The organism is Neisseria sp. CCUG12390 (genome assembly GCF_047837985.1).
In the GTDB taxonomy this organism is placed as follows: domain Bacteria; phylum Pseudomonadota; class Gammaproteobacteria; order Burkholderiales; family Neisseriaceae; genus Neisseria.
In genome coordinates this window covers 1,774,537-1,788,225 of record NZ_CP181244.1, presented here as the reverse complement: position 1 = coordinate 1,788,225, position 13,689 = coordinate 1,774,537, and the positions used below count along the sequence as shown (strand labels likewise).

Below are 13,689 nucleotides of genomic sequence, written 5' to 3'. Positions count from 1 at the left end.
AAAAATTTGACTGCTTAAAATTTGAGCGATATGGATTTTAGACACAGACCGTTTTGAAAGCTGCGTGTACATCATGTGGAAAACCCGATTATCCTAATGATATTTCAGCATAAAAATAAACTGCTTAAAAAACAGGCAAAACCATGCGGGCGGTTTCAGACGGCCTGCACTATAGTGGAATAAAATAAGAAAAATACAAGGCGGCAAGCCGAAGACAGTACAGATAGTACGGCAAGGCGCAGCCAACGCTGTAGTTTTCTTATTTTATTTCACTATATAATTTCAGTATCGGTTTGCAAAACAGAGGAACACTATGCACACACTTTCGGCAGAAGTCCGCCTGCAACAGGCGCGGGCAAGGTTGCGTAAAAGCCGCCGCTGGGCAACGGGGCTGTTGGCAGCTGCATGCGTGCTGTTCGTTTTATCGACCCTGTATCTGAAGCAGTATACTTGGCTGGCCTATGTCAAAGCGTTTTCCGAAGCGGCGATGGTGGGCGCACTGGCCGACTGGTTCGCCGTAACCGCGCTGTTCAGACGGCCTTTGGGGCTGCCGATTCCGCACACCGCCATTCTGCCGCGCAATCAGGCGCGGATTGCCGACGAGTTGGGGCGGTTTATCGAAAATAATTTTCTGCAGGGTAAACCGATTGCGCTGCGCGTGTATCAGGCGCAGCCGAGCGACAAATTATTGGCTTGGCTGGCCAGCGAACAGGTGCGCAGCCAATGGCTGCCGTGGGCGGCCAAGCAGATTCCGCTGCTGTTGAAAATCGCCAAGCCCGAACAGGTGGCGCGTTTTTCCGGCATGATGCTGGCGCAGCAGTACAGCGGCGAAAAAATCGCCAAAACACTTTCAGACGGCCTGATTCTGCTCAAGGCGCACGGCATGCACGAAACCTTGTTTTACGGGTTGCTCAAACAATTGCGCCGCTGGCTGAAAAATCCTGAAACGCGCGAAATGTTGGAGCAAAACCTGCGCGAATGGGCGGCCAAAATCGAAAGCGAGGCACCGAGCACATGGGACAAATTCAAAGCCGCGCTGAAATCGACGGTGGTGGAGAAAGTGGACGACTGGGCGGCTACCAAAGCCTTGGATTGGGCGGACGGCTATCTGGCCGCGGCGATGCAGGGCGGTGACAATGCCATGCGCCGCCGTTTCGACGGACAATACGATGAGATTATTGAGCGGCTGCAAACTTCGCACCTGTGGCACCGCCGTCTGGAAGCGGCCAAAATACAGATTGCCGAATCACCGGCTCTGCAAAACAGCCTGGAAAATTTTTGGCAAGGGCTGCAAAACTGGGCGCAGAACGACGTGGCGAAAACCGATTCTTTGTGCGCCGCCCAATTGCAGAAGCTGCTGGATCATATGCTGGCGCAGGCCGAAGCCTATCCGCAGTTTATGCGCAGGGTTGATGTACGCTTGTCGCTGATGGTGCGCGATTTTGTCATGCGCTACAAAGACAAGGCCGCGCAGTTTGTGGCGGACAAAGTCAAAAGCTGGGACAGCGCGCAAATGGTGGAAAAACTCGAACTCAGCATCGGCAAGGATTTGCAGTATATCCGCATCAACGGCACGCTGGTCGGCGGCTTGGTCGGGTTGGTAATTTATGTAGTGTCGCAATGGCTGGGATAGGGTTTGAACAGGCCGTCTGAAAAATATTTTTCAGACGGCCTGTTTAAAGTAAAACAGTTACCGATGTGACAAAATCTGTCATATGCCGAAAAAAGTAACTTTGCTACTGCCGTTTCAAATAAGAAGCTGACAAAAATAGTCAGCTTTTTTTACGGTGCCCATCACAGAGCCGCATTTGTTACGGTATAAAAAGATGATTTTGTATATTTTTAATATTTAAATCATATGCTTATTTAAAAAAATTTAATATTTTTTATTTTGGCACAGGGTTTGCTTGATAGCTAATAGGAAACAACACGGTGCACAGAAATACGGCAGTCGGTTCAGTTTCTTCATGAAAAAAAGCAAACATATTACGCGGAAATTAAGCAAACGGGAAACTGCTGCCTCACTCAGTCATCCAATTGCGGGAAAACGTCATCACCTTCTTCGGAGGGTGGTGGCCACAGAATAAAAAAGTAACACAAACTTTACCAAATTCATAACAACAGGATTTTTAAAATCCGATTATCTCCCTAAAACTATTACGGAAAACGCAAGGCCGTCTGAAAAGTGGGTAATGAAGTCTGTATTCCCCCCGCTTGAAGGCGGCCCCTTTTTTTGCCGTATCGATGGGCTTGCAAGCAGAATCCTTTGTAAAACTTGGTTCAACCTGAAAAATTATGCACGTCATTTCCGCGCAAGGCGGGAATCCGGCTTGGTCGGCTTCAGGAATATTTAGCAATTACAGAGAGTTAAAATTCCGGATTCCGGCCTGCGCGGGAATGACGGATTAGAGGTTTTGAATATTTTCGGGTTTTTCAAAGGTCTCAAGCAGTAAAACCTGATTTGTTCGGATATAAAAAAGCCCTGTCGGTATCGACAGGGCTTTTTGCCGTCAGGATTACAAACCGCTCAAACGCGCGGTATCGTGTGCAATCATCAATTCTTCGTTAGTCGGAATCACCACGGCCACGGCGCGGCTGTCGGCTGTGCTGATAACACCGGCGTTGCCGAAACGGGCTTTCTGGTTGGCTTCGGCATCAACGTTCAAGCCCAAGAAGCCCAAATAACCCAAAACTTTGCTGCGAATCAGGTCGGAGTTTTCGCCGATACCGCCGGTAAAGGCCAGTACGTCCAAACCGCCGGCGGCTACGGCCATGCTGGCAACGTATTTCGCCAGGCGGTAGCAGAACACTTCCAAAGCCAATATCGCGCCGGAATGGCCTTTGGCGGCTTCTTCTTCGATGGTGCGGCAGTCGCTCGACAATTCGGACAAGCCTAAGAGACCTGATTTTTTGTTCAGCATGTCGGTCACTTGAGCGATGGTCATGTTGGCGTTTTCGGCCAGGAAGCCGAATACGGCAGGATCAACGTCGCCCGAACGCGTACCCATCACCAAACCTTCCAGCGGGGTTAAGCCCATGCTGGTGTCTTGGCACACGCCGTTGGCGATGGCGGCGATAGACGCGCCGTTGCCCAAGTGGGCGATGACCATGCGCAGATCTTTTTTGTCTTTACCCAAGAAGCGTGCGGCTTCGTCGGCGACGTAGCGGTAGCTGGTACCGTGGAAACCGTAGCGGCGCAGGCCGTATTTGCTGTACAGTTCGCGCGGCACGGCATACATGTAGGCACGTTCCGGCATGGTTTGGTGGAACGCGGTGTCGAATACGGCCACGTTCGGCAGACCTTTGAAAATGTTTTGCGCGGCACGCACGCCCAACAGGTTGGCCGGGTTGTGCAAAGGAGCAAGCGGAATGCATTTTTCGATACCGGCAATCACGTCTTCGGTAATCAGGGTCGATTCGCTGTAAGCCTCGCCGCCGCTGACGATGCGGTGGCCGACGGCGGCGATTTTGCTGTCGAAGCCGTGGGTTTTCAGCTCTTCCATTAGGGCTTCGACCGCGCCGGTGTGGTTGGGGTTGGCGGCCAATTCGACTTTGTGTTTCTCGCCGTTGAATTTGAACGTGATGTAGGCATCGGGCAAGCCCAGTTTTTCGGCCAGACAGCTCAGCAACACGTCGCCGCTGCCGTTATCCAAAACCGCGCCTTTCAGCGATGAGCTGCCGCAGTTCAAAACCAAAATCAATTTTTCAGACATTCTTAAGCTCCTAAAGGTTTTCAGACGGCCTTAAATGCAACATTTCGGATTGGATGAGGCCGTCTGAAACAGGTTAACAAAAACATTCAAAGGCTATTCTATCCGATGTTAAAAGTCAATGATACAGGCCGATTATCTTGACAAAGCTCAGGTCAGGCCGGTTCATAAAACCATGATGCCGGCAAACTGCCGGACGCAAAAAGATGATAAGATAAGAGGCCGTCTGAAAACGGGCGGCCGGTTGATTTTCCGTTTCAGACGGCCTTTATCATTAAAAGACAAAACCATGCATTATTTCAGTATCCATACCCAAGAGGGCGGCCATTTGGGCTTTTTCATCATGTTGACCGACGACGAATCCGAAGCGCAGCCGCAGAGCGGGCGTTTTGCCGTCAAGCTGCAAAGCGAGGAGGTGCCGCGCGACCAGGCCGCCGTCGGCGTGTTGCAGCCCTTGCAGGATACGGCTCAACCGCTGTTTTGGCGGGTGGAAAAAGACCGCGTCGGACTTTTTGCCGGCGGGGAAAACATCGGCACCATCCGCAACGAATACCTGACTTTGTCCGGCCAGACATTGGTTTTAAACGATTTGACAGGAATGATGTAATGGAAAGCATGTATCTTTTGGTGCCGCTGAGCATTATTTTGGCCTTTATCATCGGCTATTTTTTCTGGTGGTCGGGCAAAAACGGCCAGTTCGATGATTTGGAAGGGCCGGCGCACCGCATTCTGATGGACGACGATTCTACCGACAAACTGCTTGAAAAAGAACAAGATTCAGCCAAAGACGAAACCAAATGAGCGTAAAAAAAGATTATTTGAATTTCAAAACCAGCCGCCGTTTCGCGCCTTTGTTCGGCACGCAGTTTCTCGGTGCGTTCAACGACAATGTATTTAAAACCGCATTGTTCGTGATGATCAGCTTTTACGGTTTGGGCGGCAACGATTGGCTTCCGGCCAGCCAAATGCTGAATTTGGGCGCGCTGCTGTTTATCCTGCCGTATTTCCTGTTTTCCGCCTTGTCCGGCCAACTGAGCAACCGCTTTGATAAGGCGGTGTTGGCGCGTTGGGTGAAAGTTTTGGAAATTGTGGTGATGGCGGTGGCGGCTTACGGTTTCTACATCCAGTCCGCGCCGCTGCTGCTGTTCTGCCTGTTTTGCATGGGTACGCAGTCGACTTTGTTCGGCCCTTTGAAATACGCCATTTTGCCCGATTATCTCAACGATAAAGAATTAATCATGGGCAACAGCCTGATTGAGTCGGGCACGTTTATCGCCATTTTGCTCGGCCAGATTTTGGGCACGTCATTGGCCGGCGTACCGCCGCACATCGTCGGTACGGTCGTGCTGCTGGTTGCCGTCGGGGGTACGGTTACCAGCCTGTTTATGCCTTCGGTGCCAGCCAAAGCCCCCGACACCAAAATCGAACCCAACATCATCAAAGGCACGATGGATCTGATGCGCGAGACCGTGGCGCAGAAATCCGTGTTTACCGCGATTATCGGCATTTCGTGGTTTTGGTTTGTCGGCTCGGTCTATACCACCCAACTGCCGACCTTCACCCAAATCCATTTGGGCGGCAACGATAACGTGTTCAACCTGATGCTTGCCCTGTTCTCCGTCGGTATCGCCGTCGGTTCGGTTTTGTGTGCCAAACTCAGCCACGAGCGTTTGCGCTTGGGGCTGGTTACCGTCGGCACCGTCAGCCTGACTGTCAGCGGTCTGTTATTGGTGTGGCTTACCCACGGCAGGCAGTTTGCCGAACTCAACGGCATCGGGTGGTTTCTGTCGCAGGCCTACGCCTATCCCGTGATGCTGGTCATGACGGCCATCGGATTTTTCGGCGGCTTCTTTTCCGTGCCGCTCTATACCTGGCTTCAGACGGCCTCCAGCGAAACATTCCGTGCCCACGCCGTTGCCGCCAACAACATCATCAACGGCATTTTCATGGTAACCGCCGCCGTACTCAGCGCGGTTTTGCTGATGCTGTTCGACAGCATTACGCTGCTGTATCTGATTGTAGCCATCGGCAACATTCCGCTGACGGTTTATCTGGCCAGACGCGAACCCGGTTTTATTTTGAAGAAAAAGCCGTAAAGATTGAGGCCGTCTGAAAGAAATATTCAGACGGCCTTTCCGATATTTCAGGCCGTCTGAAAATATTGTGTGCGGTTTGAACGTTTCGTCCTGCCTTTTTCAGACGGCCTCAAGCGTTTGTCTGTATAATAACCCTTTTTTCCAACCTGATTTCAAGCGCATGATTTATCCGTGGCACCAGCAAGCGTGGCGGCAGCTTGCCGAACATTGGCAGAACCAGCCGAATGCGTGGCTGTTTACCGGTAAGGAAAACACCGGCAAAATCGCCTTTGCCCGTTTTGTCGCGCAGGCCTTGCTGTGCGAAAGGCCGTCTGAAAACCGTCAGCCCTGCGGCGAATGCGCTTCGTGCCATCTGTTTTCGCAAAACAGCCATCCCGATTTTTACGAACTTACCCCCGAAATTCCCGAGGGCGAGGCAGTCGGGCGCAAACTGTTGCAGATTAAAATCGATGCCGTGCGCGAAATCGTCGATAACATTTACCTGACCACCGTGCGCGGCGGCAGGCGCGTGGTGTTGGTGCATCCGGCGGAAAGCATGAATATTCAGGCGGCCAACGGCTTGCTCAAGGCTTTGGAAGAGCCGCCGCAGCATGTGGTTTTTCTGTTGGTTACGCACGCACGCGACAAATTGCTGCCCACCATCAAAAGCCGCTGCCGCCAAATGGTGTTGACCGCGCCGGGCAGAGAAGAGGCTTTGGCCTATCTGCAAGGGCAGGGGGTGGACAACGCCGCTTCGTTATTGGCTTTCCACAGCGGCGCGCCGCTTTTCGAGGCCGCGCCGGAGCTGGACGACATGCGCGATGAGCTGCTGGACATTCTGGCCGCGCCGCGCCTGTTGGTGATGCTGGATTATGCCGCTGCGTTCGACAGGCAAAAGCAGCCGCTGGCCGTCGTTATCGACTGTTTGCAGAAATGGCTGATTGATATCGGCTTGGCGCAGCAAAACATGCCGCCGCTGTATTACCCCGATTTTGCGGCGCAATCGGCGCAAGTGGCCGCCCAAACCGACGCGCTCAAACTGTTTGCGCTCACAGGCCGTCTGAACGCGCTTGCCCCCTACGGCCACCACACCTTGAGCGTTAAAATGCAGCTCGAATCCCTCCTGATTGAATATCTTAATTTTTGGCAAAATAAATAAGGTCTTACGATGAACAATAAAGAAATTCCCGCCAAGATGATGGCTCTGAAACTGCAAGAAAAAACCACGATTTACAACTGCTACATGCCTTTTATGGAGTACGGCGGTTTATTTGTCCCGACCGACGACGTGTTTTCGTTGGGCGAAGACATCCTGCTTGCCGTTGAGATTATGGATCACCCCAAGCTTTTCCTGCCCACGAAAGTCGCATGGATTAATCCGGCGCGTACCTCGGCCAACCGTCCCAAAGGTGTCGGTTTGGCGTTTTCATCGCATGAAAACTGCCTGCAGACCAAAGCCATTATCGAAGGCGAATTGGGCAATGCCTTGCGCAGCGACCGCGCTACTTTTACGCTGTAATCCGGTTTGATTTTATGCAACTTATTGATTCACATTGCCATCTGAATTTTGAGGGTTTGGGCGACCGTCTGCCTGAAGTGCTGGCAAACATGGCAGCGCAGGAAGTCAGACAGGCTCTGGCCATTAGTGTCAGCAAACAGAGTTTTGACGAAGTCTTTGCCATCGCGCAGGCGCATGAACAGATTTTCTGCACCGTCGGCGTGCATCCCGACAGCGAAGAGGCGGAAGAATTTACCGTCGCGGAAATGGTGGAAAAGGCGCAGCATCCCAAAGTCGTCGGTATCGGCGAAACCGGCTTGGACTATTACTGGTGCAAAGGCGATTTAGCTTGGCAGCACAAGCGTTTTGCCGACCATATTCAGGCGGCGAACGAAACTGCTTTGCCGGTGATTGTGCATACGCGCGACGCAGGGGCGGACACGCTGCGCATGTTGAAAGAATGTCAGGTCAATTCGGGCGTGATTCACTGTTTTACCGAAGATGTGGATTTTGCCAAAGGCGCGCTGGATTTGGGACTGTATATTTCGTTTTCCGGTATCGTGACCTTCAAAAACGCGCCGCAGATTCAGGAAGCGGCCAAATATGTGCCGCGCGACCGTATGCTGGTCGAAACCGATGCGCCGTTTCTCGCGCCCGTGCCCAAACGCGGCAAGCGCAACGAGCCGTCTTATGTACGCCATACCGCCGAATTTATTGCACAACTGCGCGGCGAAACGCTGGAAGAGGTGGCCTCTTATACCACGGAAAACTTTTATCGGTTGTTTCAAAAAGTGCCGCGCCGGGTCGGATAAGGTGTAAGAAATAACCGGGTTGTTTACACAACAGGTTGAGAAAAATAATCCTCCAAAGTCTCAAAAGGCGTCCTGCCTTTCAAGCTGCCGTGCGGCTTGACCGTATTGTAGAAATTCACAAAGCGGCACAATTCCCTGCGCCGGTGTTGCGCATCGTCAAATGTCTGCTTATCGTGCCACATCTCCATCAGCGTCCGAATCACCCGTTCCGCTTTGCCGTTGGTCTGCGGACGCGCAATACGGGTAAACTTCTGCACGATGTTGTTGCGGCAGCAGGCAGCGCCAAACGGGTGGGATGCATTGCCTTTGTATTCCACTCCGTTATCCGAGTATGCGCATTCGACGGTGTACGGGCAGCAGTCAATCACATCCCTCAACAGAAACTTGGCGGCACTGGCAGCCGTACGGTCGGGCAAGATGGCTGCGTACAGTTCGCGGGAGTAGTCGTCGATGGCGACAAACAGGTATTCGAACGGGTCGGCAACGCTTTGGTTTTTCAGCCGCGGCAACCGTTTGGTATCGAAATGCACCATTTCGCCGGGATAGGATTTGTTGTAGCGTTTAGCCTGTTTTTTGAGCTTTTCTTCGATGGCTTTTTCAACCTTAGCCAAACGTTTCATCCCGTATTTTGCTTGTTTGAACCGGTTGTTGGTACTGTTTTGCGGTGTGAGCAGCTGCAGCCGTGCGGCTTTGAGGATACGGTAGATGGTTACTCTGCTGACTTGGTATTGCCGGGCAAGTGAAGTAACGGTAATTTTATCCTGTGTATAGGCGCGCCAAACGGCTTGACGTTGGTGCGGTGTAAGTCGGGTATTTTTGTGGATGTTCATGGCAGTATTGTCTTTCAAATACTGTAAACAACGCTAGCTTTTCTTACAGATAAGGCCGTCTGAAAACGGTTTTATTCCAACACGGTCAAACAGAAACCATCTTATAAAAAGGCCGTCTGAAAATAATTTTTCAGACGGCCTTTAATCATGAAATCAAGTCATTACGCAGGAATGCGCAGTTTTTGACCGACGTAGATTTTGTCGGGATGGCTCAACATCGGTTTGTTGGCTTCAAAGATTTTCATGTATTGGTTGGCATCGCCGTAGTATTTTTTCGCGATGGCAGACAAAGTGTCGCCGCTGACCACGTCGTGGTATTGCGCCGCTGCTTCGGCAGGGAATTGCAGGTTGTTGTCGACATCGGATACGCCGGTTACGTTGCCTGCCGCCAAAACCGCTTTTTCAGCCGCTTCTTGCGAAGGGGCGGAGCCGCTTAAGGTTACTTTGCCGGTTGCGCCGTCAAACGCAACGATTAAGCCGGTCAGGCCCAAGTTTTGTTTTTCGATGTAAGTTTGGATGGCCGACGCTGCTTTGGCATTCAAATCATCAACGTTGGCCGCTGCTTGCGCCGCTACTTCGGCTTCGTCTTTGCCGAACAGTTTTTCGCCTGCGTTTTTGATAAAGCTGAACAAACCCATAAATCCACTCCTTAAAATGTGTTGTTGAAAAATCCGGTCGCCCGAATCCGTTAATCATTATATGAAATGCGCCGGAACACAAGCAAAGAAGGTTTGTATTACTTTGTTTTACAAATTCGGGCAGCCGTTTTGCATTATTGCGATAGTGAACTAAAATAAGAAATCTACTTCGTTGGCCGCGGCTTGCCCCTTGTACCTTTCTTGTTTTAGTTCACGATACAATAACCATCTGAAATTTTATCCATAACCTAATCATGAACAACGAAATCACTTTCCTGACCCTGTTCCTGCTCGGCTTTTTCGGCGGCGGCCATTGTGCGGGCATGTGCGGCGGTTTGAGCAGCGCGTTTGTGTTGCAGCTGCCGCCGAACCTGAACCGTGCAGGGCTGATTGTTCTGCTGAACTTGGGGCGCGTGAGCAGCTATGTGCTGATTGGCTTAATCTTGGGCTTGGTGGGGCAGGTCGGTATTTCGTTGGACGAAACGCGCGGGCTGCAAAATATTCTGTATGTCGCGGCCAATACGCTGCTGCTGCTGCTGGGGCTTTATTTGGCGGGTATTTCCAGCGTGGTAACCAAAATCGAAGGGCTGGGCAGGCCGGTTTGGAAACGGCTGAATCCGTGGCTGAACAGGCTGTTGCCCATCCGCTCGGTTCCGGCGTGTTTCGCGGTGGGCATGTTGTGGGGCTGGCTGCCCTGCGGCTTGGTGTACAGCGCGTCGCTGTATGCTTTGGGCAGCGGCAGTGCGTGGCATGGCGGGCTGTATATGCTGGCGTTTGCGCTGGGTACGCTGCCGAATCTGCTGGCGATGGGATTTTTTGCCGCGCAGTTGAAAAGTTTTCTGCAAAACCGAACCGTGCGCTTGGTAGCAGGTTTATTGGTGGCGGCATGGGCGGTGTGGCGCTTGGCCGTATTTTTGATGTGAATGTATTGAATGGCCTCAAGGCCGTCTGAAAACGATTGTGGCGGGTTTCGCCAAAAGTTTTCAGACGGCCTTGATTTCATTGTCAATCAAGATAAAGTAGCATTGCAGGTTATAACAACTTCCACAGCATACGCAGCGCAATCAGCAGCAATAATATTCCGAAAGCCTTTTTCAATTTATCGGCAGGCAGTTTGTGGGCGGCTTTCACGCCCAACGGCGCAAACAGCATGGTGGCAATGCTCAGCACCAATACCGCCGGCAGGTAGATAAAGCCCAGTGAACCGGCAGGCAAACCGGCAACCGACCAGCCCGAAACCAGATAACCGATTGCCCCCGCTACCGAAATCGGCCAGGCCAAACCGCTGGAGGTACCGACGGCGCGGTGGGGCGGCATGTTGCAATAGAGCAGAAACGGAACCGACAGCGAACCGCCGCCGATGCCGACCCAGCTCGACGCCGTGCCGAACAGGGTGCCGACGGCGGTCAGGCCGGGCGTGGCAGGCAGATGGCGCGAGGCGACGGTTTTGCTGTTCATCAGGGTGCGCAGCGCAACGGCGGTCAGGAAAACGATGAAAAAAATCTGCAAGCCGTAAGTGGGAATGAATTTGGCGGAAGCCGCACCGATCAACACGCCCAGAATCATCCCCGGGGTCATGCGCCATACGGTCGGCCAATCGATGGCCTGTTTTTTGTGTTGCGCATACATGCTTGAGAGCGTGGTGAACACCATTACCGCAAACGACGAACCGATGGCCAAATGCTGGGCGTAAGGGTGTTCGCCGCCGTATTGAAGCTGCAATACCCACAAAACAATCGGCACGATAATCGTGCCGCCGCCGACGCCGAAAAGCCCCGCCAAGAAACCGGTCGCGCCGCCGCCAGCCAGCAGCGCGAGAATAACATCAATATTTTCCATATAAAATCAAGTGTTTTTATTCCGGCGTTTGCGCAACCAACGCCGCGCCGCCAAAAAATAGCCCGACAGGCTGTAGCCGAAGAAGAATAAGAACAGAACCAGCGACGGTTCCCACGTCACCAGCAGCAAAACCAATACGGCCAGCACCATGCCCATAAACGGCACTTTGCGGCGGATATTGATTTCCTTAAAGCTCCAAAACGGAATCTGCACGATCATCGACAAACCGGCAAACAGGGTGATGCCCAAAGTCCACCAATGCACGCCGGGAAAGCGTTCGATACTGTGGTTGACCCAAATCAGGCCGACAATCAGCGCGGCTGCGGTCGGGCTGGGAATGCCGATAAACCAGCGTTTGTCCACCTTGCCGATGAGCGTGTTGAACAAAGCCAGTCGCAGCGCGGCGCAGGCGCAATAGATAAAGGCCACCGAATAGCCGATTTTGCCGAACTGCCAAAGCTGCCATTTGTAGGCAATCAGCGCGGGCGCGACGCCGAAGCTGACCATGTCGGCCAAGCTGTCGAGCTGTTCGCCGAACGCGCTTTGCGAATTGGTCAGACGGGCAACGCGACCGTCCATACCGTCGAGCAGCATGGCGATAAACACCGCAATCGCCGCCGTTTCGTAGCGGCCGTGCATGGCCTGGGTGATGGCGAAAAACGCAGAAAACAGAGCCGCTACCGTGAAAGAATTGGGCAGAAGATAAATGCTGTTCTGGCGTAGCGACGCACGCGGCGGCACCGGGTTTTGATTGTCCATGTTTTCCATATTTGTCCGTAAAGCTGTATTTTAATCAAATAACCTACTGATACCTTATACCGATTTTAGGGCGGATGGCAACCGTTGCCGCGCAAGTTTCCATCAAATCACGAAAAATCAAACAAATCGGGCTGCGCCGTTTCGCCGGTAACGCGCACATCGGTTTCGCCGTCGGCAAAGACGATGTGCAGCTTCTGCCCCTGTTTCAGCGCGGCGGCACTCCGCACCACCTGACCGCGGCTGTTTTTCACCACCGAGAAACCGCGCGCCAAAATATGCTGCGGCGACACGGCCTCCAGCAGCGCGGACTGTTTTTCCAAAGTCTGGCGGCGTTGCTTCAGCAGAATGTCGAACGACTGCACCAAGGCCGTCTGAAACTGCGCCACCTCACGCCCGGGTTGTACGGTATCGGGACGCAAGTGCCGCAAGGCCTGAATCTGGCGCGACAACTGCTGCGCATTGAAACGGTGGTTCTGCTGCGCGGCAAAGCGCAACTGCTGCGCCAAGCCCTGAACCTGAAGCCGCTGCTCGTCCAGCTTTTGGCGCGGATGGCGGATTTGGCGCGAGAGCCAGTCCACCTTTTGGCTCGCATCATAATAACGCTGCTGCAACACCGTTTTCAGACGGCCTTGCGCCTGCGCCAATTTGTGCAGCGATTCCAAACGGTTGGGGCTGACCAGTTCCGCCGCGCCCGTCGGTGTCGGCGCGCGCACGTCCGCCGCAAAATCCGTCAACGTGAAATCCGTTTCGTGTCCCACGCCGCTGACCACCGGAATCGTGCACCGCTCAATCGCCCGCACCACCGGCTCTTCGTTAAACGCCCACAAATCCTCAATGCTGCCCCCGCCGCGGCACACAATCAGCACATCGCATTCCGCCCGCTCCGAGGCCGTCTGAACCGCCTGCGCAATCTGCAATTCGCTGCCCGCCCCCTGTACCGCCGTCGGATAAATAATGACCGGAATTTCCGGCGCACGGCGTTTCAGCGTCGAGACCACATCGCGCAAGGCCGCCGCCGCCAAACTGGTGACAATCCCGATGACGCGCGGATGGGCAGGCAGCGGCTTTTTGCGTTCCGCATCAAACACGCCCTCAAGCTGCAACTTCGCCTTCAGCTTCTCGTAAGCCTCGTAAAGCCGCCCCAAACCGACCATGCGCACTTCGTTGACCGTAATCTGAAACTCGCCGCGCGCCTCGTAAATACTGATTTTGCCGCTGACCTCGATATGGTCGCCTTCTTTTAAAGGCTGGCTCAACCGCGAAGCCGCGCCCTTAAACATCGCGCAACGCACCTGAGCACGGCTGTCTTTGAGCGAAAAATAATAATGCCCGCTCGCCGCCCGCGTCAGATTCGACACCTCGCCCGCAACCCACAGGCCGGAAAGATGGTCTTCCAGCAGGTTTTTCGCCAGCGCGTTGAGTTCGGAAACGGACAGGGAAGAGGCGGTAAATAAATCGGACATGGTTTCAAAGGACAAGTAGCAGATTGGTAGGAATCGGGATTATAAAGGTTTTGGCGGGAGGGAAG

General features: G+C 53.2%; 14 protein-coding genes. 8 read left to right on the top strand and 6 right to left on the bottom strand.

From position 1 onward, the window contains the following. Positions 1 to 313 precede the first annotated feature (313 nt). The gene (locus ACM67E_RS08375; RefSeq protein ID WP_416191003.1) at positions 314 to 1,633 is read left to right on the top strand and encodes a DUF445 domain-containing protein; all 1,320 of its coding nucleotides are present in this window, start codon (positions 314 to 316) and stop codon (positions 1,631 to 1,633) included. Between the two features lie 883 nt (positions 1,634 to 2,516). Here the strand turns inward: ACM67E_RS08375 and ACM67E_RS08370 are convergent. Then, positions 2,517 to 3,713: an acetate kinase gene (locus tag ACM67E_RS08370; RefSeq protein WP_416191002.1), complete on the bottom strand. Its 1,197-nt coding sequence runs from the start codon at positions 3,711 to 3,713 to the stop codon at positions 2,517 to 2,519. Between the two features lie 286 nt (positions 3,714 to 3,999). Here ACM67E_RS08370 and ACM67E_RS08365 point away from each other — a divergent pair, with 286 nt between their 5' ends. The 6 genes from ACM67E_RS08365 to ACM67E_RS08340 all read left to right on the top strand — a co-directional run bounded on the left by ACM67E_RS08365 (position 4,000) and on the right by ACM67E_RS08340 (position 8,095). Next, entirely contained in the window at positions 4,000 to 4,317 is a 318-nt protein-coding gene (locus ACM67E_RS08365) for an HLGFF motif protein (RefSeq protein ID WP_416191001.1), read from the top strand. After that, a complete protein-coding gene (ccoS, locus tag ACM67E_RS08360; RefSeq protein WP_416191000.1) occupies positions 4,317 to 4,511 on the top strand; it encodes a cbb3-type cytochrome oxidase assembly protein CcoS in 195 nt (64 codons plus the stop codon). Before ACM67E_RS08365 ends, ccoS begins: the two co-directional genes overlap by 1 nt. Continuing rightward, complete coding sequence (locus ACM67E_RS08355; protein ID WP_416190999.1) at positions 4,508 to 5,806, top strand: MFS transporter; 1,299 nt, start codon at positions 4,508 to 4,510, stop codon at positions 5,804 to 5,806. The genes ccoS and ACM67E_RS08355 overlap by 4 nt, the downstream gene beginning before the upstream one ends. 160 nt (positions 5,807 to 5,966) lie before the next feature. Then, positions 5,967 to 6,944 carry a DNA polymerase III subunit delta' gene (locus tag ACM67E_RS08350; protein ID WP_416190998.1) on the top strand — a complete coding sequence of 326 codons (978 nt, stop codon included), beginning with the start codon at positions 5,967 to 5,969 and terminating at the stop codon, positions 6,942 to 6,944. A 9-nt stretch (positions 6,945 to 6,953) separates the two neighbouring features. Next, entirely contained in the window at positions 6,954 to 7,304 is a 351-nt protein-coding gene (locus ACM67E_RS08345) for a PilZ domain-containing protein (protein WP_416190997.1), read from the top strand. Between the two features lie 14 nt (positions 7,305 to 7,318). Next, positions 7,319 to 8,095 (top strand): TatD family hydrolase, encoded by a 777-nt coding sequence (locus tag ACM67E_RS08340; RefSeq protein ID WP_416190996.1) that lies wholly within the window; start codon positions 7,319 to 7,321, stop codon positions 8,093 to 8,095. A 23-nt stretch (positions 8,096 to 8,118) separates the two neighbouring features. Here the strand turns inward: ACM67E_RS08340 and ACM67E_RS08335 are convergent, their stop codons facing one another. Both ACM67E_RS08335 and lysM read right to left on the bottom strand, forming a co-directional pair. Further along, the gene (locus tag ACM67E_RS08335) at positions 8,119 to 8,925 is read right to left on the bottom strand and encodes an integrase core domain-containing protein (RefSeq protein ID WP_416190995.1); all 807 of its coding nucleotides are present in this window, start codon (positions 8,923 to 8,925) and stop codon (positions 8,119 to 8,121) included. A gap of 161 nt (positions 8,926 to 9,086) precedes the next feature. After that, positions 9,087 to 9,563, bottom strand: coding sequence for a peptidoglycan-binding protein LysM (lysM, locus tag ACM67E_RS08330; protein ID WP_416190994.1), 477 nt, complete (start codon positions 9,561 to 9,563; stop codon positions 9,087 to 9,089). A 254-nt stretch (positions 9,564 to 9,817) separates the two neighbouring features. Here lysM and ACM67E_RS08325 point away from each other — a divergent pair, with 254 nt between their 5' ends. Continuing rightward, on the top strand, positions 9,818 to 10,486 hold the full coding sequence (locus tag ACM67E_RS08325) for a sulfite exporter TauE/SafE family protein (RefSeq protein ID WP_416190993.1): 669 nt from the start codon (positions 9,818 to 9,820) through the stop codon (positions 10,484 to 10,486). A 109-nt stretch (positions 10,487 to 10,595) separates the two neighbouring features. Here ACM67E_RS08325 and ACM67E_RS08320 read toward each other — a convergent pair whose 3' ends face one another. From ACM67E_RS08320 to xseA, 3 genes are all read right to left on the bottom strand, one after another. Then, positions 10,596 to 11,402: a sulfite exporter TauE/SafE family protein gene (locus ACM67E_RS08320; protein WP_416190992.1), complete on the bottom strand. Its 807-nt coding sequence runs from the start codon at positions 11,400 to 11,402 to the stop codon at positions 10,596 to 10,598. Between the two features lie 6 nt (positions 11,403 to 11,408). Then, positions 11,409 to 12,161: a CDP-diacylglycerol--serine O-phosphatidyltransferase gene (gene pssA, locus ACM67E_RS08315; RefSeq protein WP_416190991.1), complete on the bottom strand. Its 753-nt coding sequence runs from the start codon at positions 12,159 to 12,161 to the stop codon at positions 11,409 to 11,411. A 107-nt stretch (positions 12,162 to 12,268) separates the two neighbouring features. Further along, a complete protein-coding gene (gene xseA, locus ACM67E_RS08310) occupies positions 12,269 to 13,624 on the bottom strand; it encodes an exodeoxyribonuclease VII large subunit (RefSeq protein WP_416190990.1) in 1,356 nt (451 codons plus the stop codon). Between the last annotated feature and the right edge of the window lie 65 nt (positions 13,625 to 13,689).